We start from the raw sequence: 26016 nt of genomic DNA on the forward strand, positions 1-26016 counted from the left end.
TCATGGGCGCTTAGCTCAGCGGTAGAGCACTTCGTTGACATCGAAGGGGTCACAAGTTCGAACCTTGTAGTGCCCACCATGAATTCACTGTTTCGGATTTTCCGAGGCACCCGCAACACCAGGCGCTGGCCCGCGCCGTAGGACCAGGAGACAGACCATGAAGGTCAAGAACTCGCTCCGTTCGCTCAAGAACCGGCACCGTGATTGCCGCGTTGTGCGTCGCAAAGGCCGCGTTTATGTGATCAACAAAACGCAGCGTCGGTTTAAAGCCCGCCAGGGTTAATCGAACCGATCTCAAGTATTTGAGAAAGCCGCGCTGTCTAGCGCGGTTTTTTCGCGTTTAGGGGTTTGTTTTTTGGTCTTGGTGAGATGTGGATAGTACAAGTGCCGAACCTCACATGGCTTTGGCGCCTGCGTCAAAACCAGATCAAATTGGCCAAACGGTCCTTTGTGCAAGGCGCAGCGAACGGCCGCATTGAGCCCTATGCAGACTATACTATACGCCAACAACTTCCGGACGAAGTGTGTAAAAGATATAGAGCACTTCCGCTTTTTCTGCGTCGCCCACACCGGAATTTGAAAGTGCCGCCATCAAGTCGTCTACGGCTGCCATATATTCATTGTCAGAAATATTCATGTGTTTGTGGGCACTCAACATGTCCTTTCCATCGTAGACTTGCGGCCCCCCGGACCCCGTAGAAAAGAAATCTGCCGCTTTCTTTTTCATACTAGCGGCATCGCTGCCAGCGAACCGAGAAGAAATAAGGGGGTTGGCCATGTGGTTATCGACAAGATCGGAGGCGATTTTGGAAATGCCCTTCGTACCGCCAAGGCGATCAAAAAGTGTCGCTGACATCGGTTTTCCTTTATTCTGTTAACAGCCAGTACGAACAGAGCATTGTCCATAGGGTGATCTCAAAGCAAGGTTTATGTTGCGCATCGCTTGGCGTGGTAAGCCGTCAAAAGCCAACTCCTTTTTGCCACAAAAATGAAAAGAGCAATTTCGGCAACGGCGGTTTTGTCCGCATTGCAGACTCTCGTTCAGTATGCGGCGATTGGGCGGGTTGGGGGTGCGCACGGCTCCGCTCTTTCCAAAGTGTTTTTGTCAGAAATAGGTTGCGTTTCGGGAAAATTCAGATATCTGATCTTTTCAGTCGGGTACATTTGCCCATCTCTAATCATTCTGGGACACGTCATGTTCAAATCATCTACCGCACTGGCCGCTACTCTGGTCGCAACCTTGACCACCGCAGCAGCAGCCGAGGGCGAGCTGAACCTTTATTCTTCGCGCCACTACGACACTGACGAACGTCTCTACACTGATTTTGAAGAGCAGACCGGTATCAAGATCAACCGGATCGAAGGCAAAGCCAAAGAGCTGATGGCGCGTATGGAAGCCGAGGGTGCGAATTCACCTGCGGATCTGTTGCTGACCGTGGACACCTCCCGTCTGGAAGGAGCCAAGAACGCCGGCCTGCTGCAGTCTATCGACAGTGCCGTGCTGGAAGAGAAGATCCCTGCCAACCTGCAGGACAGCGACAACCAGTGGTTTGGTTTTTCGCAGCGCTCGCGGATCATTTTCTATGACAAAGCCGAAGTCGCGAACCCACCGATGACCTATCTGGATCTGGCCAAGCCCGAATACAAAGGCATGGTGTGCATCCGGTCGTCGACCAACACCTATAACCAGACATTGCTGGCCTCGATCATCGAGCACCACGGCGCAGAAGCCGCCAAAGGTTGGGCCGATGGCGTTGTCGCCAACATGGCGCGCGAACCTCAGGGTGGCGACACCGACCAGCTGCGCGGCATCGTTTCGGGCGAGTGCGACATCTCGGTTGCGAACTCGTACTACTTTGCGCGCGGTCATCGCAAAAACGTCAAAGGTCTGAGCGATAGCATCGAAGCGATTGGTTGGGTGTTCCCAGCGCAGGACGCCGAAGGGTCGCATATGAACCTCTCCGGTGGCGGTGTTGCGGCACACGCGCCAAACAAAGACAACGCAATCAAGTTCCTGGAATACCTCGCGTCGGACAAAGCGCAGGCTTATTTCTCGGCTGGGAATGACGAGTATCCGGTTGTGGCCGGTGCTGAGTTGGCGCCATCAATTGCCAAGCTGGGTGAGTTCAAAGCCGATGAGGTCAGCCTGTCTGCCGTCGCCAAGAACATCCCCGAAGCGCAGAAAATCTTTAACGAGGCTGGCTGGAAGTAAATCCACCCAAACCATCTGAGCAGTGAGGGCGTGCGGGGTTCCGTGCGCCCTTTTCTATTTACAAAGCATGTATTTTCAGTACAGCATTTTCACATATGGGAATCATTCTCGGATATGGGTAATGCTGGATGACCTTTCGAAACGCCTTGCGGGGCGGTTAAAAGAACTGCGGTTGGGTCGTGGGTGGTCGTTGGATCAGCTTGCGATGCACAGCGGAGTAAGCCGGGCCACGCTGTCGCGGATGGAAAAGGCCGAAGTGTCCCCGACGGCCGAAGGGTTAGGCCGTTTGTGCGCCGCGTATGAATTGCCGATGTCACGACTGATGATGATGGTCGAGGACAGTTTTGCCCCCAAAGTGCCGTTTGCCAATCAGGCCGAGTGGGAAGATCCCGACACAGGGTTTACCCGCCGATCCGTGTCGCCCCCGGCGGGTGGATTGAGCGGTGAGGTGTTGGAATGCCATCTGCCATCGGGGCAGCGCATTGCCTATGGCACACCGTCCCGATCAGGTTTGGAACATCATCTGGTTATGCTGGACGGGGCGCTGAACCTGACGGTGGACGGGGTGACACATGCCCTGAGCGGGGGGGATTGCCTGCGCTATCATCTGTCCGGGGCAACCACGTTTGAAACCGGACCAACCCGTGGGGCCCGTTATTTGATGGTGTTGATATGATAGCGGTTGAACGGCTGGACCAGCCCGGCGAGTTGGCGGCGTTGACCGGGATTTTGCATGCCTGTGTTCTGGATGGTGCGAGTGTGGGATTTGTGGCGCCCTTTGCCGAGGATAAGGCGCAAGCGTTTTGGGTGGATCAGGTGTTTCCTGCGGTGGATGCGGGGGCGTGCGATCTGTTTGTGGCGCGGCTGGACGGTGTGGTGATTGGCACGGTTCAGCTGATGAAAGCGGCGATGCCGAACCAGCCCCATCGCGCGGATGTGGCCAAGTTGCTGGTGCATCCCGATCATCGTCGACACGGGGCCGGGCGCGTGTTGATGACCGCGCTAGAGGCGCGTGCGTGCGACTTGGGATTGACGTTACTGGTTCTGGACACTCGCAGCGGTGATCCCTCGCAATCCTTATACGAAGGCATCGGGTTTCAGGTTGCGGGGCAAATTCCCGGGTTTTGTCGCAACGTGTTTGAGGACGTGTACGAGCCGACCACGTATCTATACAAAACCCTGGGTTAGCGGTCCCGGCCAACCTGTCGACAGATCAGGATCACTGGCAGCAACCCGATGGCGAGAATGACCAGAGACGGCACAGCGGCCCCTTCGAGACGTTCATCGGAGGCCAATCGATAGGCCTGCACCGCGAGGGTATCAAAGTTGAACGGCCGCATGATCAGGGTCGCCGGGAGCTCTTTCATCACGTCGACAAAAACGATCAGCAGGGCGGTCAGTAGCGAAGGTGTTAGGATGGGCAGGTGCACCCGGCGCAGGGTCCCGAATGGGGTTTGGCCAAGCGAGCGCGCGGCGTGATCCATATTGGCGTGGACCATGCTTTGCCCCCCCTCATAGGCGCCAAGCGCGGCGGCGAGAAAGCGTACCATGTAAGCCCCGATCAACAGCCAGATCGATCCGGTCAGCAACAGACCGGTGGAATAGTCGAACGTCGCCCGCATCCACGCATCCAGCGCGTTGTCAAAGGCGGCAAACGGCACGATCAGGCCCACAGCGATGACGCCACCGGGAACCGCATAGCCCAAGCGGGCCAAATACCCTGCTGTGGCCGACCGGCGCCCCGGTTTGAGCCGCTGAAAGAAGCCAACGCAGATGGCGGCGCAGACAGTCAGGACCGCCGCAATACCAGCAAGGGTCAGCGAATTCTGGATAAACTCAACATACCGGCGCGACAGCAGGTTCTGTTCGGATTCAAAGCCCATCTGCACGAGGATCACCACCGGCAGTGCAAAGCCTAACACCACAGGGATAGAGCAAAGTGTGAAGGCCAAAGTGGCGGACCATCCTGTCAGGTCCGAGGCGGGCATCGAAGCATGGCGTTTGCCAGCCTGATAGTATTTCGCCTTGCCGCGTTGGGTCCGTTCGGCCACCGCCAGCAACAGCGCAAAACTAAGCAGGCACAGCGCCAATTGCGCCGCTGCGGCGCGGTCGCCCATGGAAAACCAGCTGGTGTATATGCCAGTGGCAAAGGTCTGCACCCCGAAATACGAAACGGTTCCGAAATCTGCGATGGTTTCCATCACCGCCAGCAAAACCCCACCCGCGATTGCAGGGCGGGCCATCGGCAGAGAAACGCGCCAAAAGGCGCTCCATGGGCTGGATCCGAGGGCACGAGCCGCCAGAAATGCGGTCGAGCTTTGCTGCAAAAAGGCGGCGCGGGCGAGCAGGTACACATAGGGGTAGAGCACAAGGATCAGCATCACCGCCGCGCCTTCGGTCGAGCGCACCTCGGGGAACCAATAATCGCGTGGGCCCCATCCGGTCACCTGTCGCAATGTTGTTTGCACGATGCCGGGATGATCCAGAACAAAGGTATAGGCATAGGCGAGTACATAGGCGGGAAAGGCCAGAGGGAGCACCAGGGCCACCTCCATCATACGCACCCCGGGAAAGCGGGTCATTGTCACCAACCACGCCGCGCCAACCCCCAAGCTGAACGTGCCGCACGAGACCATCAACACCAGCAATACCGTCGTAATGATGTAATCCGGCATCACTGTCATAAAGAGGTGCGTGATCGTGTCTGTGCCGCCGGTTACCGCAGCAAGCGCCACAGCCACCATGGGCAGCAGACAGATCCCTGCGATGACATAGGCCCCTGCCCCCAATATGCGGGTGCCTAGAGCGTTCCGGTGGCGCGAGCCCTGTTCTGCGTATTCGGTTTCGGCCATCACTGTCACGGAAATGAATGCGGTTTTCTCTTATTCGACCATTTCTGTCGGAGACTCCAGCACCAATCTATTCAAGGCCGCTATACATTTCCTTTCCGATGCTCTCACTTTCCGACTAGGTTCGAAACTAACGTTTTTCACAGGAGCAATTATGACATGACTGGATTGGACTATTTCGCATGGGTGGTTCTGATCGTTTTGATCCTGACCGTTCTCGTTGGCTTTGTTGTTCTGGCGCGGTTGCCCGGCCAAATCGCCAAGAGCCGCAATCACCCCCAAACCGAAGCCATCACTGTGGCGGGATGGTTGGGCGCGTTGATGCTTGGGGTCTTTTGGCCGTTGGCTTTGGTCTGGGCATTTACAGTTCCCCCCTCTCGCACCCAATCTGAAGGCTGATCTGATGATTGTTTTCCTGACCCTGATCTATGCCGTGGTTCTATTCATTTTAATCCGGATCAAAGTGTTGCCAAACACTGGGCTTGTTTGGTCGACAACGCTGATCTGGGTGGTGGTTCTGTTCATATTTCTGTTCATTCCTATGCAATGGGGCGCGCCACAGGGATCTGCACGGGTGCTGACACGTGCGATACAGGTCATTCCCAATGTCACTGGCCAAGTTGTTGAAGTTCCAGTGCAACCCAATACATCCCTGAAGAAAGGGGATTTGTTGTTCAAAATCGATCCCGAGCCGTTCGAAATCGCCTTGAGCGCGGCCAGCGCCGGATTGGTTCGCGCGAAGGCGCTGGCCAGGCAGGATATTGATGCACTTAAAAATGCCGAGGCCCAGTTGAGACAGGCCGAGGTTGCGCTGACGCTCGCGCAGAGCCTGTATGATGATGATGCACAACTGGTGAAAAGCGGCACGGTTTCGGAGAACGTTCTGGAACGGCGCAAACGAAATCTGGAGACTGCTGCGGCGGCGGTTGATCAGGGCCGGGCCGCTGTGTCGCGCGCGGAAATCGAACTTGGTGCTGTGACCGATGATGGCGTCGTTGCCAAGGTTGCCGAAGCCCAAGCCAACGTGGATCAGGCCGCGTGGAATTTGGAGCAGACTGAGATCCGCGCACCCAGCGACGGGTTTGTGACAAATCTAGCGCTGACTGTTGGTCAAAGGGTTACCAATTTCCCGTTGGCACCTGCGATGGTCTTTGTCGACACATCGGAAAAAACACTGATCGTCAACATTCAGCAAATCTATGTCCGCCATTTGGAGGTTGGGCAAGCTGCCGAGCTGGCGATTAAAACCAAGCCCGGGATGGTTCTGTCTGGAACGGTCGATTCGCTTATCGACATTTCATCGCAAGGGCAGGCGATGATGTCAGGCACAGTTTTCGCCAGTGGACAGATCCAAGCCGAACCTTTTGTGGTGCGGATCAAATTGGACGCGCCTGAGATACTGGAGGCGATGCGTCCGGGTTCTGTTGGAACCGCGACGATCTATACGGAATCGGTTCAGGCCACCCATGTGATCCGACGGGTGATGATCAGAATGCAGAGCATTCTCAACTACATGGTGCCAGTTCTCTAGATCAGCGGCGGAGGTAAGCCGTGCTGTTACACAGGACGGGCCCGATAGATGTCGGGGCCGTCCGCCGGTTTGAATAAGGGTTCATCATTGCAAGGCAGCACCCGCCCCCGGCTGGCGGTTTTGTAGGGGTGGGTTGACCTTTACCTGAATATCGAGATATCTCGATATATGGACATTGAAAAAGCCCTAGCAGCCCTGAACAACCCGGTGCGCCGACAGATCCTTGTCTGGCTCAAGGACCGATCAAATTTCCCCCCAGCGTTGGAGGAACACGCCGATCTGGATGGCGTGTGCGTGGCCTATATCCGAGACAAGGCGGCGCTCTCGCAATCCACGATTTCGAACTACATGGGCATTCTAAAGGATGCGGGGTTGGTGAAATCCGACCGTCACGGACAGTGGACTTTTTATCGCCGGAACGAAGAGGCGATACAGGCCATGATGGATGCCTTTGCACAGGAGATTCTGAAATGATTGATCAGACGCTGACGCTGCCCAACGGGCGCACCCTGAAGAACCGGATCGTGAAATCCGCAATGTCAGAGGCACTGGCAGATGCGCAGAACAACCCATCACAGGGTCAGATTGATCTGTTTCGGCGTTGGAGTAATGGCGGGGCCGCGATGCTGATCACAGGCAACACGCCAGTGGATCGCTGGCATCTGGAACATGCCGGGAACTTTGTGCTGGATCCCCTGTCGGATCTGGATCAGGTGGCGCGTCTGACCGAGGCGGCAAAAAGCGGCGATGCGGTTGTGCTGGCGCAGTTGGCCCATGCCGGGCGGCAGACACCGCAGGCGGTGAACCCTGCGCCCACCTCGATTTCGACCGAAGATATGGATTTGTCGGGGTACGGCGCGCCGCAGCAGGCGACGGATGCGGATCTGGAAGCCGTCATCAAGAAGTTTTCCCGCTCGGCTCAGCTGGCGCAACAGGCCGGGTTTGATGGGGTTCAGATCCACGGTGCGCATGGGTATCTGCTCAGCTCTGCCCTGTCGCCCCGGATCAACACGCGGGACGATCACTGGGGTGGGCCGCTGGAAAACCGGGCGCGGTTGCTGTTGTCGGTGGTGCGGGCTGTGCGCGCGGTTGTGGTCCCTGAATTCATCGTCGCGGTAAAGCTCAATTCGTCAGATTTCCAGAAGGGCGGCTTTAGCCACGAAGAGAGTGTGTTGGTTGCGCAGATGCTGGAAGCGGAAGGCGTAGATTTCATCGAAATTTCGGGCGGGACGTTTGAAACCCCAACCGCGTATCAACACGCCTCGCAAAAAGAGAGCACAAAGACGCGTGAAGGGTATTTTCTTGAGTATGCCAAGGCCATCAAAGCGGCGATCACTATTCCCCTGATGGTGACGGGCGGATTTCGGTCCGTAGAGGTGATGAATGGTGCGTTGCAACGCGCGGAAACGGACCTGATCGGCTTGGGCCGACCCTTTATCATCGACCCTGAATTTCCAACCAAACTGTTGTCTGGGGTTCTGAACATGGCCCCGGCGATTGAACGAGAGTTTCCGCCTGCAAGTGAGTTACCGAGGGGGGCGGTGTTGAACTGGTTCTGCGAGCAGCTTTCGTTGTTGGGGCGCGTGGGTGACACCAATCTAGAGCTGTCGATTGAAGAGGGTCATGCGCGATATCTGGAGTTTATCCAAGTAGCGACGGACGCATTTCTCAGGGCGCGGACAGAGATGGGGTTGCGGCGTCCCGGTTCGTAATCCCTAATGAAAAAAGCCCCGGCGAGATGCACCGGGGCCCCTTGGTATTTACGTTCCACAAAGGCTGCGTCGCGTCAGTCGTATTTGCGCTGATCCTCGATCACCAGCCCGTCTTTAGGCAGGGAACCGGGGGCGACAACTTCGATTGCGGCTTTGAGCTTGAGCACCTCGATCACTGATTTGGCATAGGCCATTTCATCGCTGCCAGCGCTTTCGATCTGAACGGTCATGGTGTCCATTTCACCGTCCCGCTTAGCAATCACACGGGCTTTGACGATGTCGTCGTGCTTTTCAACCAAGGCGGCGACCTGTTCTGGACGTACAAACATGCCTTTGATCTTGGTGGTTTGGTCCGCACGACCCATCCAGCCTTTGATCCGCATATTGGTGCGGCCACAGGGCGAATGACCCGGCAACACCGCAGACAGATCGCCAGTGGCAAACCGGATCAGTGGGTAGTCGGGGTTCAGGGAAGTTACAACCACCTCGCCTACCTCGCCCGGTGCCACCGGCGTTCCTGTGCCCGGAGTGACGATTTCAACGATCACATGTTCGTCGACGATCATCCCCTCCATCGCAGCGGATTCATAGGCGATGTTGCCCAGATCCGCCGTGGCATAGCTCTGCAAACACGAGATGCCCCGGTCTGCATATTCCTGACGCAAAGACGGGAACAGCGCCCCACCGCCAACGGCAGCTTTCGTGAAATTCAGCTCCACGCCCATCGCGTCGGCCTTGTCCAGGATCACCTTGAGGTAATCCGGAGTGCCTGCGTAGGCAGTACAGCCCACATCGCGGGCCGCATTCACCTGCAACTCGGTCTGACCTGTCCCGGCGGGCAGAACAGCCGCGCCAACAGCGCGTGCGCCGTTTTCAAAGATCATGCCAGCCGGGGTCAGGTGATAGCCGAAACAGTTCTGAACGATGTCGCCTTGACCAATTCCCGCAGCGTGCAGAAACCGACCCATGCGCCACCAGTCGTGATCCACCCCACCCGGCTCATAGATCGGACCGGGGGATTGAAAGATATGGGCAAATCCGGTCGCTGGCTTAACGGTAAACCCGCCAAACGGTGCATTTTCGGCCTGTGCCCGGCTCAGTTCAGATTTGCGCAGCACGGGCAGGCCGACCAGATCAGCCGCGCTGGTGATCGCAGATGCGTCCACCCCGGCCAGCAATCCGGCATAGCCCGGCGCGCTTTGGGCCCGGGCGATCTGTTCCGGCAAAGACCGGGCCAGATCGGACGCGCGTTCATCATCACTGCGAAGTTCTAGGGTATCATATGGAGTCATGGCCTGATCCCTCATCAGCTCAGCCACCGCTTACGGCGGCGATACGACCGGACATCCCGGAAACTTTTGCGGCCATCATCAGACATGCCGAGGTAGAATTCCTTCACATCCGGGTTTTCGCGCAGTTCAGCGGCAGGACCGTCCATCACAACGCGACCGGATTCCAGAATGTATCCGTAATGCGCAAACCGCAGGGCCACGTTGGTGTTCTGTTCCGCCAGCAAGAAGGACACACCTTCTTTTTCGTTCAGATCCTTGACGATGCCAAAAATCTCTTCGACCAGCTGTGGTGCCAGACCCATGGACGGTTCGTCAAGCAGGATGGTTTCAGGGCGGCTCATCAAGGCGCGTCCCATGGCAACCATCTGCTGTTCCCCACCCGAAGTATAGCCAGCCTGCGAGCGGCGACGTTCCTTGAGACGGGGGAAATAGGTGTAAACCATTTCCAGATCCTGTTGCACCTTGGCCTTGCCATCGCCGCGCGTGTAGGCGCCAGTCATCAGGTTTTCTTCGACGGTCAGGTGTTCGAAACAGTGACGCCCCTCCATCACCTGGATCACGCCCTTGCGCACCAGATCAGCGGGGTCGGCCTCGTGAACATGAGATCCGCGGTATTTGATCGAGCCTTTGGTCACCTCGCCGCGTTCAGAACGCAGCAAGTTGGACACGGCTTTGAGTGTGGTCGTTTTGCCTGCGCCATTGCCGCCCAACAAGGCAGTGATCCCACCCTTGGGCACATTCAGGCTGACGCCTTTCAGCACGAGGATCACGTGATTGTAGATCACCTCGATATTATTGACCTCAAGCAGGGTTTCGGCCTGCACGTCGGTTGTGTTGGCTGCATCCAGCATCAGAACTTGTCCTCACGCAGTCCCGGTATCGGTCCGGGGCTTTCTTGTGTTGGAGCGGCGGTCAATCCGCCGCTCCGGGGTTTCATCGACTTGCGTTACTTACAGCCAGCTTCGATGTTGTTTTCGGAGGCGTAAGCTGCTGAATCTTCAGCAACCAGCGCGCCAACAACGTCAGCATCGGTTGGTTTAAAGTCAGAGATCAGCGACCATGTTTTGGTTGCGGCATCCCACTGGTTCACACCAACGAGACCGGGGCCACCGTGGTTTTCACAAGAGACTTTGAACTCGGGACCGAAGTTAGGCAGACCAAGAGCGGCCATTTTGGCTTCGGTGATTTCCAGAGCTTCCATACCGTCACGCATCATCGCAGGGGTGATGTCTTTGGTGCCGTGCAGTTCCTGAGCGGTTTTCGCCGCTTCGGCTGCCAGCATCGCAGCATAGAGGCCACGGTTATACAGAACGGTACCGATCTGATCGCCATTGCCGGCTGCTTTGCCTGTATCAACAACATGCTTTTGGATGTCATCAAAGACGGGGAAATCGCTGCCTACGTTGTGGAACGTAACCGCTTTGAAACCGTTCGCCGCGTCACCCGCAGGGATCACGTCATGCTCGGCACCGGACCACCACACACCAATGAAGTTTTCCATGTTGAAGCGGATGTTCGCAGCTTCCTGAACCGCAACTTGGTTCATCACGCCCCAGCCCCACATCACAACGTAATCAGGACGATCACGACGGATCTGCAGCCACTGCGATTTCTGCTCCTGACCGGGGTGGTCAACAGGCAGGGTTTTCAGGTCAAAGCCATGCTTTTTGGCCAGCTCTTCCAGTGTGCGGATCGGTTCTTTGCCGTATGCAGAGTTGTGATACACCAGCGCAACTTTTTTGCCTTTGATGTCGCCATCATTGACTTCGAGCAGGTAGTTCACAACGCCAGATGCGCCGTTCCAGTAGTTTGCTGGGTAGTTGAAGACGTTCGAAAACACTTCGCCATTTGCAGCAGATGTCCGACCGTAACCCATGGTGTGCATTGGAATGCCGTCAGCAGTCACTTTGGGGATCAGCTGATAAGTAATACCAGTCGACAACGGTTGATACACCAGAGCGCCTTGGCCTTTGGTGGATTCGTAGCATTCAACACCTTTTTCGGTGTTATAGCCGGTTTCGCATTCCAGCAGCTTGGTGGGAACGCCACCGATACCGCCGTCACGCTCGTTCAGCAGCGTGAAATAGTCCGCGTAACCGTCAGCAAACGGGATACCGCCAGCTGCGTATGGGCCAGTCCGGTAGCTCAGCGATGGGAACACCAGATCCGCCATTGCGGGGCCAGCGGCCATCAGTGCGCCAAGCGCCAGTGTGGTCAGTTTCATTTTCATCGGCTTTATTCCTCCCTAGGTATTGTCCGATTGTGAACGAGGTCCTCGGCCCCGCTATTGATAGACCTGCCCCGCGTTAGTGCGGGAACGGCCAGAGGCGAAGTTTCTCTTTGGCGACACGCCACAGCTGTGCCAGCCCGTGCGGTTCCAAGATCAGGAACACGATGATCAAGCCGCCAACGATAACCAGTTGCAGGTGGGCCACGATATCTGTGGGCCATCCCAACATGTCCGCGCCGACCACTTTGAGAACCACCGGCAGCAGCACCAAGAAGGCAGCACCTGCAAAGGATCCAAAGATAGAGCCAAGACCGCCAATGATCACCATGAACAGCACCAGGAACGATTTGGTGATGCCAAAGACTTCGCCGACTTCAACCGCGCCCAGATAGATCGCAAAGAACAGGGCACCGGAGACGCCGATAAAGAACGAGCTTACGGCAAATGCAGTGAGTTTCGCTTTCAGCGGGTTCACCCCGATGATTTCTGCGGCGATGTCCATGTCACGGATGGCCATCCACTTCCGACCAACAGTCCCGCGCGTCAGGTTGCGGGCAATCACAGCGCAGAGCGTCAGGAAGATCAGGCAGAACAGATAGGTCGCCCACGCCGGAGCGTTTGGACCGGTGATGATGATGCCAAACACGTCGCGTTCGGGAGCGTTGATCTGACCCGAAGCCGAGTAGTTGTAGAACCATGGCACCCGGTTGAACAACCAGACCAGAAAGAACTGCGCGGCCAGCGTCGCAACCGCAAGGTAGAACCCTTTGATCCGCAACGAGGGCAGACCGAACAGCACCCCGACGATGGCGGTAATTCCGCCCGCCAGCAAGACATGCACGAACATGCTCACTTCGGGGAATGCGGTCATCAGCTTGTAGCAGGCATAGGCGCCCACCGCCATGAAACCCCCGGTGCCGAGGCTTACCTGACCGCAATAGCCGGTCAGAATGTTTAGCCCGATTGCCGCGATCGCATAAATCAGGAACGGCAGCAGAATAGCGTTGGCCCAATAATCATTGATCAGAAACGGGATGATGCCAAAGGCAACAGCCAGAACGATGTAGTAACGGTAGCGATCAAACCGGATCGGAAAGGTCTGGTTGTCCTGCTGATAGGAGGTTTTGAAATCTCCGGCTTCACGATAGAACATATTCAGATGCTCCCCTGTGACTGCGCACGGTTCCGAACCGTGGCATCGAGTTGATTTGATTTCCGGGCGTAGCCACTGGCTTCCGCCGCCCGAACCAGCCGCAGATACGCGACCATTCCAGTGATAAAGCCCGCAAAGGCCAGAAACGCAGCGACGGTCAGTTGTTTGCTGGACAGTCCTTCGGCTGTCAGCGCGAGGTAGCCAAAGGCCCAAAAACCGGACCAAGCTATGACGTTGATGATGGCGATTAGCTTATTCATCTTTCATCTCCTCCTAAAACTGACCTGTCGCACAGGTCTCGGGTGGGCGGGTGTCGTGGCGCCTCAGCGCCACGCAGGTGCGCGCCCGACCTCACACGCGTTCAATGATTTTGTCACCAAACAGACCCTGTGGACGGAACACCAGGAACAAGAGCGCCAGCACATAGGCAAACCAGTTCTCGGTCGCGCCACCGACCATCGGGCCAATCGCAAATTCAAACAGTTTCTCGCCCACACCGATGATCAGACCGCCAACAATCGCACCCGGGATTGAGGTAAAGCCACCCAGCATCAGAACCGGCAGTGCCTTGAGAGCGATCAGCGACAGCGAGAACTGAACGCCTGATTTTGTGCCCCACACGATACCCGCAACCAGAGCAACAAATCCCGCAACCGACCAGACCATGACCCAGATAAAGTTCAGCGAGATGCCGACGGACAAGGCCGCTTGGTGATCATCCGCCACGGCCCGCATTGCGCGGCCTTGTTTGGTGTATTGGCTGAAAGCAACCAGCGCCATCACCAGCAGAACGGCAATTCCCGTTGCGACGATATCGAGGTTATCGATAAAGAAGCCATAGAAGTTGTCGCTGCCTAGACCGGCCGTCATGTCTTCGATCCAGAAGGAGCCACCCTGCGGCAGGCCGATGTCCAGTGTCTTGATTTCAGATCCCCACATCAGGTCCGAGAACCCTTCGAGGAAATATGCCAGACCAATCGTTGCCATGAACAGGATGATCGGTTCTTGCCCAACCAGATGGCGCATCACCACGCGCTGAACCAACCAGGCAAAGACCACCATGACCCCGACCGTCAGCAAAATCGCGAGCAACGCCGGAACATGCCAGCCAAAGTGGTGAACTTCGGTACCAAAGATCGCATTGATAATGTGCGAGAATGGCACCTGACCTTCCATGATCCCCACAAGGGTCATAGCGGCAAACAGAGCCATAACACCCTGTGCGTAGTTGAAAATTCCCGAGGCTTTGTAAATCAATACAAACCCCAGCGCGACCAGCGCATATAGCACCCCGGCCATCAGTCCGTTGATGAAGACTTCGGTCGCAAAAAGAAACTGATCAGACATCAGTGTCTCCCCTCATATCTGTCAGAAAATTAATCATGAGCCACACCAAGATACGCGTCGATCACGTCCTGATTGTTGCGCACCTCGTCGGGTGTGCCGTCTCCGATTTTCTTACCGTAATCCATCACAACCACCCGGTCAGACAGATCCATGACCACGCCCATGTCGTGCTCGATCAGCGCGATGGTGGTGCCAAATTCATCGTTCACGTCCAGAATAAAGCGGCTCATGTCCTCTTTTTCTTCGACGTTCATGCCGGCCATTGGTTCGTCCAACAGCAGCAACTTAGGTTCTGCTGCCAGCGCGCGCGCCAGTTCGACCCGCTTTTTCAAGCCATACGGCAGACGCGCAACCGGCGTTTTGCGGATGTGCTGAATTTCCAGGAAATCGATGATTTTTTCAGCGATCTCGCGGTTGGCCACTTCTTCGGCTTCCGCTTTGCCTTTCCACAGCGCCTGACTGATCAATCCTGACTTCATATTGGTCAGGCGTCCGGTCATCACGTTGTCCAGAACGCTCATGCCTTCGAACAAAGCAATGTTCTGGAACGTCCGCGCGATCCCCTGACGGGCCACTTCATAGGGGCGCATCTGTGGGCGTTTGGATCCGTGGAACCAAACTTCGCCCTCTGACGGGATGTAAAACCCCGAGATCACGTTCAGCATCGACGATTTCCCGGCCCCGTTGGGACCGATGATCGCCCGGATTTCCCCTTCGCGAATATCGAACGAGATGTCCTTGATCGCCACAACACCGCCAAACCGCAGGGTGATGTTCTTCATTTCCATCACCACGCCGCCGATTTTGCGGCCGTCCTCCGTGGTGTATCCTTCAGATGCATCAAGCATCGCTCACTCCCTCATTTCTTCGGCATGCCATCCCGTTAAGGGACGGCGGGCGGGGCGACGCCCAAAGGGCGAGCGTCGTCCCTCCGACCTTCATTCCGCTGCGAGTTTGGTCGCAATCGATGCAACCGCGGCATCGCGAATATCCAATGTTGCGCTGATCGACCCTTTGCGACCGTCCTCGTATGTCACTTCGGTCACAGTCGAGATCTGCGAAGATCCGTCATAGAGCGCCCCGATGATGTCCGAGAATTTCTCTTCCACTATCCGACGGCGCACTTTGCGGGTCCGGGTCATTTCCCCATCATCCGCGTCCAGTTCTTTGTGCAGAACGACAAAGCGATGTACCTGACAGCCCGACAGCATCGGATCCTGAGCAACCGACGCGTTCACGGTTTCAACGTGTTCCTGGATCGATGCCAGAACTTTCGGATGTCCCGCAAGTTCCTGATAGGACGCATAGGCAATGTTATTGCGCTCGGCCCAGTTGCCCACCGCCGTCAGGTCGATGTTGATAAAGGCAACACAGCGGTCTTTGTCGTTGCCAAACAGCACCGCTTCAAGAATGTCGGGATAGAACTTCAGCTTGTTCTCAACAAACTTGGGCGCAAACATTGATCCATCAGCCATTTTGCCAACGTCTTTGGCCCGGTCGATGATCCGCAGGTGTCCTGACCCTTCCTCAAAGAAGCCCGCATCACCTGTGGCAACCCAGCCTTCGGGGTCTTTGGTGTCTGCGGTGCTTTCGGGGTTTTTGTAGTATTCGACGAAGGTGCCCGGCGAGCGATAGAAAATCTCGCCATTGTCGGCGATTTTGATTTCCACGTCAGGTGCTGGAACACCCACAGTATCTGCACGTACCTCACCATCGGGTTGTACGGTGATGAATACGGTCGCTTCGGTCTGACCATACAGCTGTTTCAGGTTGATCCCAAGCGAGCGGTAGAATTCAAAGATTTCCGGGCCGATGGCTTCGCCAGCGGTATAGCCGACACGCACGTTGCCAAAGCCAAGCGTATCTTTCAGCGGACCATAGACGCAGAGATCGCCGACCTTGTATTTCAGCTTGTCCATGAACCCGACAGGTTTGCCGTCCAGAATATCAGGGCCCACTTTCTTGGCGTGGTCCATGAAGTAATGGAACATCTTCTTTTTGAAGTTTCCAGCGTCTTCCATGCGGATCATGACGCTGGTCAGCTGGGTTTCGAACACGCGCGGTGGTGCGAAGTAATAGGTTGGACCGATTTCCCGCAGGTCGGTCATCATTGTGTCTGCCGATTCAGGACAGTTCACGCAGAAACCGGTCCAATAGGCCTGACCGATCGAAAAGATGAAATCGCCAACCCAAGCCATCGGCAGATAGGCGAGAATTTCGTCGTCCACACCCAGCTTATCAAACTCAGACGCGTTTTTGGCGCTCTCGATGATGTTGCGGTTGGACAGAACCACACCTTTGGGCTTGCCCGTGGTGCCGGACGTATACAGCATCACGCAGGTGCTGTCGTAGTTCAGCTTTTCCCGGCGTGTTTTGAGATCGGTGATCCACTCGTCATAGGCGGCGCGACCTTGTGCCTGAACATGAGAATACTCATGCAGCTGGTGGTGGTCATATTTACGCAAGCCGCGCGGATCGAGATAGATCAGGTGCTCGAACTGGTGCAACTGATCCTGAACTTCGATAACTTTGTCGACCTGTTCCTGATCCGCCACGATTACAAAGCGCGCGCCACAGTGGCTCAGCACATAGGCCATCTCTTCGGCGTTGGCATCCTGATACAGCGGAACCGGAATCGCGCCAACGGATTGTGCGGCAACCATGGCCCAATACAGATAAGGGCGGTTGTGGCCGATGATGGCGATAAAGTCGCCTTCGTTCACACCGAGGTTGATAAGACCCAGCGCCAGCGCTTCGATCTCTTTCTCGGCCTCAGCCCAGCTCCAGCACTGCCAGATGCCGAATTCCTTTTCCCGGTATGCGGGCGAATCCCCGAATTGGGTTGCGTTGCGTTGAAGCAGCGCCGGCAGGGATAGTTTCCCTGCAGCGCCAGACTGCATCTGAGCCAATGTCTTTCTCCTCCCCTATCCGACCCCCTCCGTGGAGCCGAACGTGATCGCCAATGCGATTCTGCCCTGATTAGGACCTCGCCTATTGGTCGCGGTCAACTTTTTCGTGAAGTTTTCCCAAATCTTACGAATTGTAACAGCGCAAAAAATCAGACCCGCTTTGCAGCAAAGCCGCGACCTTGCGGCGCTGCTCGCCCCCTTTGCCCGGTCCATCGAGGGTGATAGCCATGGGCCAGGGAGGTGCGCATTTGGCCAATTCAGAACGATCCAACAAGGCAATGACTACTGCAGGTCTGAACCTGATCGCGCAGGCGCTGTCGATCTATGACAACGATCTGAAGCTGGCGGTCTGCAACCGGCGGTTTCAGGAAATGTTTCATCTGCCAGATCACCTGACGCAGCCAGGCGCCCGGTTTGACGACACCATCCGCCATATTGCCAACCGAGGCGATTACGGACCCGTCGATGATATCGACGCTTTGGTGCGCCAACGTGTGGAACAGGCCAAAGCCTTTGTGCCGCATTACTTCGAACGCCTGCGCCCGACCGGGCAGGTGATCTCGATCGAGGGGGCACCCCTGCCAACAGGCGGATGGGTTACGGTTTACACTGACATCACCCGCGCCAAACGCGTCGAAGAATTGTTACGCGCCCGGTCCGAGGAACTGTCGGATCAGTTGCTGACCCACGCCGAAGAGTTATCCGCAACCAACCGGGAATTGGCCGCCACGGTCACTGCGTTGGAAGAAACCAAACGCCAGCTGACCGAAATCGAAGCGCGCACCCGGTTGACCACCGAAATGATGCCTGCCCATATCGCCCACGTGGATGAAGACGGGCATTATACCTATTCAAACCGCCGGCTGAGTTCGGTGATTCCGGGACGCCCTTCGGACATTTTGGGGCGGCATATTTCCGAAGCGCTTGGTCCCGCGTTTCCCCGGATCGAGCCCTATCTGATGGCGGCCTACAAAGGCGAAAGTTCCGTTTTTGAGTTCACTGAGGATCACGATTCCCGGCGTATCCGGGTGGCGTTCACCCCGGATCAGGGCGGTGGCGTTTATATTCTGTCGATGGATGTAACCGTTGAAACTCAGACGCGTGTTGCCTTGCAACAGTCCCGTCGCCGGGCCATGGCAGCGCAGATGACCAGCGGGTTGGCCCATGACTTTTCCAATCTGTTGACCATCATATTGGGCATGCAAGCGAAGCTGGAAAAGATGGACTTGCCTGAGGAGGCGGCAGAGCTGATCTCTGCGACCCAGCAAACCGCCCAGCGCGGCGGGCGTTTGTTGAACCGGATCGCGGATATGACCGGGAACCGCACCCTGCGTCCGCAAGCGACGGATTTGCATGGGCTGCTGTCTGATCTGAAATTGCTGGCAACGCCATCGCTGCCCCGTGACGTCGGTCTCAGCGTTCTGGACCACACCCCGGATGAGGCATTCATGCTGGACCCGGGCATGTTGCAGGATGCGTTGTTGAACCTGATCCTGAATGCGCGTGATGCCTGTGGCAGCACCGGCCAGATCACGGTGACGGGCCATTGTGTGGGCCAGACATGGATCGAAATCACGGTGAGCGACACCGGTCCCGGTTTTTCACGCGATGCGCTAGACAAGGCGTTGAACCCGTTCTTTACCACCAAGGGTGGCGAGGGCTCGGGGCTGGGCCTGCCGATGGTTTATGACATGGTAAAGTTGGCCGGGGGGGATTTGAGACTGCGTAATACCCCGTCGGGGGCCTCGGTTGTTCTGCGCCTGCCCTACCGTGCAGCCCCCAATGCTGCGGGCGGATTGGCCCTGCTGGTCGAAGACAGCGATGAGTTGCGCGCCACGTTCCGGGATATGCTGGTGGATCTGGGGTTTGCGGTGATCGAGGCGACATCGGTCGACGAGGCCTGTGCGCTGACCGCTGATCTAGAGGAAATCACCCTTGTTCTGTCTGATATCCGGTTGGAGGGCGAGGCCACGGGTCTTGACCTGCTGAGTCGGTTGAAACCTGACCTGCCGTGTATACTAATGACATCACTGCCCCAAAACGATCCGTTACACCGCGAAGCCATTACGCGTGGGCCGGTTCTGCACAAACCCTTTTCACAGGCGCAATTGAATGCGCTGATCCGAACCGAGGTCACGCCATGAGCGCTCCGCTTGTCACCATTCTGGATGATGAACCCGAGATCCGACAGATCCTGACCGATGTGTTGGAAGATGCCGGGTTTCGCACCCAGAGCTTTGCCCGTGCGCGGGAATTCGAAGCCTCGCTAAAGCGAGTGACACCGGATGTGTGTCTGGTTGACTTGTCGTTGCCGGATACGGACGGATTGACACTGGTGCACCGTCTGGCGCTGGAACAGGGCGCGGCGGTGATCATCATTTCCGGGCGGGCTCAAGTACAGGATCGCGTCACGGGATTAGAGCTGGGCGCGGATGACTATATCACCAAGCCGTTTGACCCTGCCGAGGTTGTCGCGCGTATTCGCGCGCGCTTGCGGGGGACGCGCACCGTGGTGCAAGCCGGGAACACCGCTGAATTCAACGGCTGGACCGCCCATTTTGACCGCTATGTGTTAGAAGATGGCACCGGGTCGGAGACAACATTCAGCCATGCCGAAAGCGAAGTGCTGCGGTTGTTTTTGGAAAGTCCCAAGCGCCTGATCAGCCGAGCCCAGATGCAGGAAATGTTGGGCGGGGCCGCCGGTGAAAGCTTTGACCGGGCGATGGATGTTAGGATTTCCCGCCTGCGGACCAAGTTGAAGGAAGATCCGAAAAACCCTCGCCTGATCAAAACGATCTATGGTGCGGGCTATATCTTTTTGGGCGATGTAGTTTGGCGGTAAAGGCGTGATGATCTAAGTTTTTGGTGCACCATTTAATGCGCGTTCGACGGTGATCTGGTTGGAAGGCGTCAGATTGGTTCGCCCAATCGCTAAGGATTGAAGTGAAACACGCGATCCGGGTCTAAGTCCATGTCACGCCACGAAACTGGCGCGGTTTGCTTTGAACCCTTGCACCAGCTCTTGGCGAAAGGCTTTGACCTTGGCCGCGTGCCAGAGGTCACGATGGGCCACGACCCAGATATCTGCATAAGATTGTGGCGGCAGGACGGGCACTTGAACCAGCCCCACAGTGGCGCGCCCAAGAAACATTGGAGTTCTGAGCACTCCCAATCCGGCCTGCGCCGCACCAATCATCGCCGCCATATCATCAAAGACCAGACGCACGCGTGAATTCGGGTAGGCATCTGACACGCCCTTAGGCACTGTTGGGGCCTGTTCATAGACGATCCAGTCAATCGGGGCCTGCGGATCATTCGCTATCCGGTCTGCCACCTCTGGCGCGGCAAAGCTGGCGATGTGTTGTTCGCATAGGCGCACTCCCATCAGGCTATCACCCGGCGTGCGACTGATGCGAATGGCCAGATCAGCCTGCCGTTTCGAGAGATCTAGCAGTTCATTGCTGGCGCGCAGATGCAGCGAAACATCAGGGTGCATTTGGGTAAATCGATCCAGCACCGGAGAGATATGCGGCCCGATCAACAATTGCGGGGCGGTGATCACAAGCGGCCCAGTTAGAGACTGATCCTGCCCTTGCAGGCTGCGCAGCAAGGCGTTCTGTTCCACCTCCATCCGGGCGGCGTGATCGGCCACGATCTGGCAGGCGTCGGTGGGATGATACCCATCTGGCAGCCGATCAAACAACCGTTCACCCAACGCCGTTTCAATCCGGCTGATCCGGCGGGCGACGGTGGTATAGTTGACGCCCAGCGTTTCGCTGGCCCCCGCCAATGTCCCGGCCCGCACCACGGCAAGGACCATTTTAAGATCACCCCACTCCATGACATGCACAATTGCATGAGGCACATGCAAAGACACGCGTTTTTCTTCTGCGCCGCTCTGCTTAGATCCTGTTCATAACAAAACACGGAGACTTGAGATGATTTATGCCCTGTTCAAAGCCAATGTCACCAACCCCGAGGCGCTTGGCCAATATCGCGAAGGCGCAGGTGCCGCATTGGCGCGCCATGGGGGTAAGGTGGAAACCGCAACCCCAAGCGCAAGCGCCTTGGACGGCACCCCCCGCATTCCAAACGTGGCGGCGTTGCTGTCCTTTCCCGATGCGGATGCGGCGCGGGCTTGGATCAACGACCCGGAATTAGCCGATCTGCATGCCCTGCGCCGCAGCGCCGGTGAGACAGAAATCCTGTTACTCGGATAAAATGACTGGGCGTTCAGGATCACTGGACGCCCTTTCTTTGTCCTTGGCATCAAAATCACGGATGATCCGAGACAAGCGTTCACCAATCAGGCGGCTGGTTTTGCGTGCGGGGTGGATCAGGTCCGGCGCGAAATAGGTCAACCCGCCCGGCGGCACGATATGCGCCATCGAGGCAAAAACAATGCCTTCTTCCTGACCGGCAAGCCGCGCAATTCGGGCCTCCATCTCGTCGCCATCATCTTTGCAGTGTTCAATCGGGGTCAACAGATTGGGGCTGCGCAGGTAGCCGCTGTACAGCACCCGTGCCCCATCCGCGCGAATGCGGCGGAATAGGTCGGGGATCTGACCGCTGAGCCCATCTTTGGATATCATCTGATCCATCACCTTGTCGCAGCGTCCGCAGCCGCACCCGAACAACAGATCATTGCCGCCGCCGGTCACGACCACCCAGTCCCACGGGCCTTTTTCGTATTGATAAGGCACGGCAAAGCCCTTTTTGTCGGGGCTATAGTCACGGGTTAGCATTCTGGCGCCGCTAACCGAATGGTCAATGACAGGTTCGTTCAGCTCTTCGGCGATCACTTTGGGAATGGAGCTGCCAAGAACAGAGTTCCACGCCATCAGCGAATCCCCAATAGCCAGAATACGCACTTGGCTGTCTTTGGACACGGCGCCCTGACAGGTGGCGAGCCCCAACAACAGACCAACAAAAAGAACAGATTTCTTGAGCATCAGGCGCCACGCCCTTCTAACAAATTTGCCGTAAATTTTTCACACAGCCCGACACCTGCCAGACAAAGCGGGCAACATCATGGCAAAGGCAAAAAAATGCGCAGACTGAAACACTATCTCATACCCTGCACCGCTTGTGACAGAACCCTGAGCCCAGCCACCAAATCGACCTCGGCGGTATCCTCGGCGAAATCATGGCTAATCCCATTGATTGAGGGGACAAACAACATGGCCACAGGCATCAGGCGCGATACATTGGTGGCGTCGTGCAAGGCACCCGAGGGCATCCGCCGCCATTTGCCCGGTGCAACGATTTCAGCGCCGGTTTCCAACGCGTCCCGCATCCGCCGGTCCATCGCCACCGGCTCGAGACCGAGGAGCGGGCCATGAGACAGCTCCATGCCCATTTGATCGGCCACCTCTTGGGCGGTGGTGTGAATAATCTCTTCCATCCTGGCCAAACGATCAGATTCACCATCCCGCCATTGCATCGAAAAGGTCACCCGCCCGGGCACGATCGAAGATGCATTGGGATGCAGGCTCACATGGCCGATGGTCCAGACCGTGCGCGGGGTAACCACGTTGCGAAAGCGGTCATTCAGCAGAGTGTTGAATCGTGACAGGGCCTGAAACGCGTCCTGTCGCATGTGCATGGGCGTGGTGCCGGCGTGATTTTGCTGCCCGTCAAAGGTGATCTTCATGTCGCGAATGCCGACAATATCTGTCACCACGCCGATCTGTTCGCTCTCGCGATCTAGAGTTGGTCCCTGTTCGATGTGCATTTCGACATAGCCGGTGAACTGCGCCGGATCGACGAAGTCGCCAGTCAGATGGGCAATCTCGGCACGGGCTTGGGCCAATGTCACACCACTGTGGTCGGTGAACGCGTCCGCCACATCCAGTGCCAAGCCGCCAGACCAGATTTCAGAGCCCGTGGTGACGCCGAACCGCCCCTCTTCATCCTGAAAGCTGACGACAGAGATGGGCACATCACTGCTGCGAGCCACTTCGAGCGCGGCAATCACACCTAGGGCGCCATCGAGCCAGCCGCCTTCGGGTTGGCTGTCGGAATGCGATCCCATCAAAAGCGACGCCCCTTCGGCCAGTCCAAACAGGTTGCCGACGGGATCAAAATACGGGCGCAGACCTGCATCCGCCATGCGGTCAGCCAACCATTGACGGGCTGCGATGTCTGCGGGGGAAAATGCCGGACGTACCACGCCTTTACCAACACCCGAGGCGCCGAATTGCCGCAAATCATGCAGATCTTTGAGAAACCGTTGTGCATTCACCGTCATGGCGATCTTCCCTTTTGGTTCGGACGTCTTAGGGTTCAAGGTATCGTCGCGCGGGACTCTCGCAAGGGGCAACAGATCCCGCCCCAACGTTTTTCACAAATACCCTCAAATACCCTGTGTCTGGCTCTGGTTCCTCGCTCACCCGTCCCCTAAGACTTGGGCGTAACGAGGAGCGCCCTACAATGTCTCATATCACTCTTATCCGTCATGGTCAGGCCAACACCGAAGCCCGCGACGAAGAAAGCTACGACAAGTTGAGCCCATTGGGTCATCAACAGGCCCAATGGCTGGGTGCCCATCTGCGTGACAGCCACGCCCATCACCCGCGGGTTTTCTCGGGCACGTTGACGCGTCATCTGGAAACGGCAGCGGGCATGGAGTTGGATGCACCAACACAAGACGCGCGCCTGAATGAGATCGAGTATTTCAACCTCGCCTCGTTGCTGGAACAACAGCATGGGCTTGCAATCCCGAGCGAACGTGAGGGGTTCATCGAACATTTGCCGCGTGTTTTCACAGCTTGGCAAAAGGGTGAGATCGAAAACCCACCCGAAAGTTTCGAGAATTTTGAGACGCGTGTGACCGAGGCGTTGACCGAGATTTCCGCCGGGGCGGGTCCGGCGATAGTTGTGACATCGGGTGGGTTGATTTCGATGGTGATGCGTCAGGCGATGGGGTTGGATATTCCATCTATGGCGCGCGTGGCTCTTGCCATCATGAACACGTCGATGCATCGTCTGTACCCGATTGGCACGCATCTTAGCCCGGTGCTGTTCAACGCCGTTCCGCATCTGGACTCCCCAGAGCGGCACTATGCACAAACACATCTCTGAACGGAGTCTCTGATGCAGCTATATTATGCGCCCGGAACTATTTCGATCGCCGTCGCCATTGCTTTGCAAGAAGCCGGGTTAGAGTACGAGGCGATCAGGTTGGACTTTGCAAACGGTGAACAGACCAAAGCCGGTTATGCCCAGATCAATCCCAAAGGCCGCGTGCCAGCGTTGATTGTGGACGGGGGCATTTTGACGGAAACCGGGGCGTTGCTAGATTATGTGGCGGCCGTGGCGCCAGAGGCCGGGTTGGTTCCAAGTGATCCGGTTATGGCCGCGCGGATGCGGGAGGTGATGTATTACCTCGCCTCGACCATGCACGTGAACCACGCCCACAAAATGCGCGGCAGCCGCTGGGCGGACAAAAAGGGCAGCTGGTCGGACATGAAGGCCAAGGTGCCCGCGACCATGACCGCATCTTGCGCCTATATCGAAACAAATGGTCTGCGTGGGCCGTTTGTTTTGGGGGGTCAGATCAGTCTGGCCGATTGCTATTTGTACGTTGTGTGCAGCTGGTTGGAGGGGGATGGCGTCGACGTGTCCCAATTCCCCAAAATCCTCGCGTTCCGCGACGCTATGGAGGCGCGCGCCTCGGTTCAGGCGGTCAAAGCCGCTGAAATGCTCTGAATAAAGGACGAGACATGACACATCTCTGGGTGCGGGCCGAACAACGCCCGAACGAAGACCGGGTGGGCCTGACCCCCGAAGGGGCCAAGGCGTTGCTGGACGCTGGCATTCGTGTGACCGTCGAAGAAAGCAGCGTGCGCGCCATCCCGATGCAGGGCTATCGCGATGCAGGTTGTGAGATCGCGGCTGAAAACACGTGGCCTGATGCGCCGTCGGATGCGATCATCTTTGGTCTGAAAGAACTGCCCGAAGATGGCACGCCCCTGCCCCACAAACACATCATGTTTGGACATGCCTTTAAGGGACAGCATTCCGGCAAAGCTTTGCTGGAGCGGTTCAAGGCAGGCGGTGGCACGCTGTATGATCTGGAATATCTGGTCGACGAAGCCGGGCGCCGGGTTGCGGCCTTTGGCTATTGGGCAGGCTATGCCGGTGCCGCTGTGACGCTAAAGGCTTGGGCTGCGCAGCAACGCCGCGACATCTGTGGCCCGGTCGGCGTGTATCCCGGCAAGGATACGCTGCTGAGCGAGCTGGGCGCTGAACTGGATGCAAGCGGGGCGGATCGGCCAACCGCGATTGTCATCGGGGCGCTGGGGCGCGTTGGAACCGGCGCTGCGGATTTGTGCGAAGCCATGGGCGTCACAGTCACCAAATGGGACATGGACGAGACCGCCAGCGGTGGTCCGTTTCCCGAAATCTTGAACCACGATCTGTTCCTGAACTGCATTTTTGCGCGTCCCGGCACGCCGGTCTTTGTGCCGCAATCTGCGCTGGACGCAGACCGTAAGCTGACGGCCATTGGCGATGTCGCCTGTGACCCGGACAGCGATTACAACCCAGTCGCGGTCTATGATCGGGCCACCACGTGGGACGCACCTGCATTGCGGGTTGCGGATGCCCCGGTGCTGGATGTCATGGCGATTGATAATCTGCCCTCGATGTTGCCGGTCGAAAGCTCGCACGATTATGCCGGGCAATTGCTCGCCTCGCTGTTGACCCTGACCGATCTGGATGCAGGGGTCTGGGGACGGGCCGATGCGACATTCCAACACCACATGCAGGACCTCTGAG

27 protein-coding genes and 1 tRNA gene are annotated in these 26016 nt (G+C 57.0%); 15 read left to right on the forward strand and 13 right to left on the reverse strand.

Annotated features, from left to right (window positions below; all coding sequences use genetic code 11):
- Window positions 1–4 precede the first annotated feature (4 nt).
- Window positions 5–79 (forward strand) — tRNA-Val (locus ABWV33_RS04265).
- 78 nt (window positions 80–157) lie between these two features.
- Window positions 158–283: a type B 50S ribosomal protein L36 gene (ykgO, locus tag ABWV33_RS04270; protein ID WP_008562923.1), complete on the forward strand. Its 126-nt coding sequence runs from the start codon at window positions 158–160 to the stop codon at window positions 281–283.
- Between the two features lie 213 nt (window positions 284–496).
- Here the strand turns inward: ykgO and ABWV33_RS04275 are convergent, their stop codons facing one another.
- Window positions 497–856, reverse strand: coding sequence for a group I truncated hemoglobin (locus ABWV33_RS04275; RefSeq protein ID WP_113823425.1), 360 nt, complete (start codon window positions 854–856; stop codon window positions 497–499).
- Between the two features lie 339 nt (window positions 857–1195).
- Here ABWV33_RS04275 and ABWV33_RS04280 point away from each other — a divergent pair, with 339 nt between their 5' ends.
- The 3 genes from ABWV33_RS04280 to ABWV33_RS04290 all read left to right on the forward strand — a co-directional run bounded on the left by ABWV33_RS04280 (window position 1196) and on the right by ABWV33_RS04290 (window position 3400).
- On the forward strand, window positions 1196–2212 hold the full coding sequence (locus tag ABWV33_RS04280) for a Fe(3+) ABC transporter substrate-binding protein (RefSeq protein WP_353329249.1): 1017 nt from the start codon (window positions 1196–1198) through the stop codon (window positions 2210–2212).
- Between the two features lie 121 nt (window positions 2213–2333).
- Entirely contained in the window at window positions 2334–2888 is a 555-nt protein-coding gene (locus ABWV33_RS04285) for a helix-turn-helix domain-containing protein (RefSeq protein WP_113822260.1), read from the forward strand.
- Window positions 2885–3400 (forward strand): GNAT family N-acetyltransferase, encoded by a 516-nt coding sequence (locus ABWV33_RS04290; protein WP_353329250.1) that lies wholly within the window; start codon window positions 2885–2887, stop codon window positions 3398–3400. Before ABWV33_RS04285 ends, ABWV33_RS04290 begins: the two co-directional genes overlap by 4 nt.
- On the opposite strand, the gene ABWV33_RS04295 is transcribed toward ABWV33_RS04290, so the two are convergent.
- Window positions 3397–5064: an ABC transporter permease gene (locus tag ABWV33_RS04295; RefSeq protein ID WP_121997833.1), complete on the reverse strand. Its 1668-nt coding sequence runs from the start codon at window positions 5062–5064 to the stop codon at window positions 3397–3399. The two genes, ABWV33_RS04290 and ABWV33_RS04295, sit on opposite strands and share 4 nt — an antisense overlap.
- A gap of 156 nt (window positions 5065–5220) precedes the next feature.
- Between ABWV33_RS04295 and ABWV33_RS04300 the strand changes: the two genes are divergently transcribed.
- The 4 genes from ABWV33_RS04300 (at window position 5221) to ABWV33_RS04315 (ending at window position 8304) form a co-directional block, all read left to right on the forward strand.
- Window positions 5221–5460, forward strand: a complete 240-nt coding sequence (locus ABWV33_RS04300) for a DUF3302 domain-containing protein (protein WP_113822263.1) — start codon at window positions 5221–5223, stop codon at window positions 5458–5460.
- Between the two features lie 4 nt (window positions 5461–5464).
- Window positions 5465–6592, forward strand: coding sequence for an HlyD family secretion protein (locus tag ABWV33_RS04305; protein WP_353329251.1), 1128 nt, complete (start codon window positions 5465–5467; stop codon window positions 6590–6592).
- 168 nt (window positions 6593–6760) lie between these two features.
- Window positions 6761–7066: an ArsR/SmtB family transcription factor gene (locus ABWV33_RS04310; protein WP_353329252.1), complete on the forward strand. Its 306-nt coding sequence runs from the start codon at window positions 6761–6763 to the stop codon at window positions 7064–7066.
- Entirely contained in the window at window positions 7063–8304 is a 1242-nt protein-coding gene (locus ABWV33_RS04315) for an NADH:flavin oxidoreductase/NADH oxidase family protein (RefSeq protein ID WP_353329253.1), read from the forward strand. Before ABWV33_RS04310 ends, ABWV33_RS04315 begins: the two co-directional genes overlap by 4 nt.
- A gap of 74 nt (window positions 8305–8378) precedes the next feature.
- On the opposite strand, the gene ABWV33_RS04320 is transcribed toward ABWV33_RS04315, so the two are convergent.
- The 8 genes from ABWV33_RS04320 to ABWV33_RS04355 form a co-directional block, all read right to left on the reverse strand.
- Complete coding sequence (locus tag ABWV33_RS04320) at window positions 8379–9596, reverse strand: phenylacetate--CoA ligase family protein (protein ID WP_353329254.1); 1218 nt, start codon at window positions 9594–9596, stop codon at window positions 8379–8381.
- A gap of 14 nt (window positions 9597–9610) precedes the next feature.
- A complete protein-coding gene (locus ABWV33_RS04325; protein ID WP_113822268.1) occupies window positions 9611–10447 on the reverse strand; it encodes an ABC transporter ATP-binding protein in 837 nt (278 codons plus the stop codon).
- A gap of 95 nt (window positions 10448–10542) precedes the next feature.
- Window positions 10543–11826 (reverse strand): ABC transporter substrate-binding protein, encoded by a 1284-nt coding sequence (locus tag ABWV33_RS04330; RefSeq protein ID WP_113822269.1) that lies wholly within the window; start codon window positions 11824–11826, stop codon window positions 10543–10545.
- Window positions 11827–11902: 76 nt separating this feature from the next.
- Window positions 11903–12979 (reverse strand): branched-chain amino acid ABC transporter permease, encoded by a 1077-nt coding sequence (locus ABWV33_RS04335; RefSeq protein WP_113822270.1) that lies wholly within the window; start codon window positions 12977–12979, stop codon window positions 11903–11905.
- Window positions 12980–12981: 2 nt separating this feature from the next.
- Window positions 12982–13239 carry a hypothetical protein gene (locus ABWV33_RS04340; protein WP_353329255.1) on the reverse strand — a complete coding sequence of 86 codons (258 nt, stop codon included), beginning with the start codon at window positions 13237–13239 and terminating at the stop codon, window positions 12982–12984.
- Between the two features lie 91 nt (window positions 13240–13330).
- The gene (locus tag ABWV33_RS04345; protein ID WP_353329256.1) at window positions 13331–14326 is read right to left on the reverse strand and encodes a branched-chain amino acid ABC transporter permease; all 996 of its coding nucleotides are present in this window, start codon (window positions 14324–14326) and stop codon (window positions 13331–13333) included.
- A gap of 29 nt (window positions 14327–14355) precedes the next feature.
- Complete coding sequence (locus tag ABWV33_RS04350; protein ID WP_121997825.1) at window positions 14356–15174, reverse strand: ABC transporter ATP-binding protein; 819 nt, start codon at window positions 15172–15174, stop codon at window positions 14356–14358.
- Window positions 15175–15264: 90 nt separating this feature from the next.
- Window positions 15265–17226, reverse strand: a complete 1962-nt coding sequence (locus ABWV33_RS04355; protein ID WP_353329604.1) for an AMP-binding protein — start codon at window positions 17224–17226, stop codon at window positions 15265–15267.
- Between the two features lie 236 nt (window positions 17227–17462).
- Between ABWV33_RS04355 and ABWV33_RS04360 the strand changes: the two genes are divergently transcribed.
- Together ABWV33_RS04360 and ABWV33_RS04365 are read left to right on the forward strand one after the other, a co-directional pair.
- Entirely contained in the window at window positions 17463–19379 is a 1917-nt protein-coding gene (locus tag ABWV33_RS04360; protein ID WP_251134411.1) for a hybrid sensor histidine kinase/response regulator, read from the forward strand.
- Entirely contained in the window at window positions 19376–20077 is a 702-nt protein-coding gene (locus ABWV33_RS04365; protein WP_113822275.1) for a response regulator transcription factor, read from the forward strand. The genes ABWV33_RS04360 and ABWV33_RS04365 overlap by 4 nt, the downstream gene beginning before the upstream one ends.
- Window positions 20078–20209: 132 nt before the next feature.
- On the opposite strand, the gene ABWV33_RS04370 is transcribed toward ABWV33_RS04365, so the two are convergent.
- A complete protein-coding gene (locus ABWV33_RS04370) occupies window positions 20210–21112 on the reverse strand; it encodes a LysR family transcriptional regulator (RefSeq protein ID WP_353329257.1) in 903 nt (300 codons plus the stop codon).
- A gap of 61 nt (window positions 21113–21173) precedes the next feature.
- Here ABWV33_RS04370 and ABWV33_RS04375 point away from each other — a divergent pair, with 61 nt between their 5' ends.
- Window positions 21174–21455, forward strand: coding sequence for a DUF1330 domain-containing protein (locus tag ABWV33_RS04375; protein ID WP_353329258.1), 282 nt, complete (start codon window positions 21174–21176; stop codon window positions 21453–21455).
- On the opposite strand, the gene ABWV33_RS04380 is transcribed toward ABWV33_RS04375, so the two are convergent.
- Window positions 21444–22187, reverse strand: a complete 744-nt coding sequence (locus tag ABWV33_RS04380) for an SGNH/GDSL hydrolase family protein (protein WP_353329259.1) — start codon at window positions 22185–22187, stop codon at window positions 21444–21446. The two genes, ABWV33_RS04375 and ABWV33_RS04380, sit on opposite strands and share 12 nt — an antisense overlap.
- Window positions 22188–22300: 113 nt before the next feature.
- Window positions 22301–23485 carry a Zn-dependent hydrolase gene (locus ABWV33_RS04385; RefSeq protein ID WP_353329260.1) on the reverse strand — a complete coding sequence of 395 codons (1185 nt, stop codon included), beginning with the start codon at window positions 23483–23485 and terminating at the stop codon, window positions 22301–22303.
- Window positions 23486–23667: 182 nt separating this feature from the next.
- Here ABWV33_RS04385 and ABWV33_RS04390 point away from each other — a divergent pair, with 182 nt between their 5' ends.
- Genes ABWV33_RS04390 through ABWV33_RS04400 form a run of 3 tightly spaced genes read left to right on the forward strand, consistent with a single transcriptional unit; the run spans window position 23668 to window position 26015 of the window.
- Window positions 23668–24318, forward strand: a complete 651-nt coding sequence (locus ABWV33_RS04390) for a histidine phosphatase family protein (protein WP_113822279.1) — start codon at window positions 23668–23670, stop codon at window positions 24316–24318.
- Between the two features lie 12 nt (window positions 24319–24330).
- Window positions 24331–24945 carry a glutathione S-transferase family protein gene (locus ABWV33_RS04395; protein ID WP_353329261.1) on the forward strand — a complete coding sequence of 205 codons (615 nt, stop codon included), beginning with the start codon at window positions 24331–24333 and terminating at the stop codon, window positions 24943–24945.
- Between the two features lie 14 nt (window positions 24946–24959).
- Window positions 24960–26015, forward strand: coding sequence for a saccharopine dehydrogenase (locus ABWV33_RS04400; protein ID WP_353329262.1), 1056 nt, complete (start codon window positions 24960–24962; stop codon window positions 26013–26015).
- The last annotated feature ends 1 nt before the right edge of the window (window position 26016 follow it).

Source organism: Phaeobacter sp. NW0010-22 (assembly GCF_040365955.1).
Lineage (GTDB): Bacteria > Pseudomonadota > Alphaproteobacteria > Rhodobacterales > Rhodobacteraceae > OMPR01.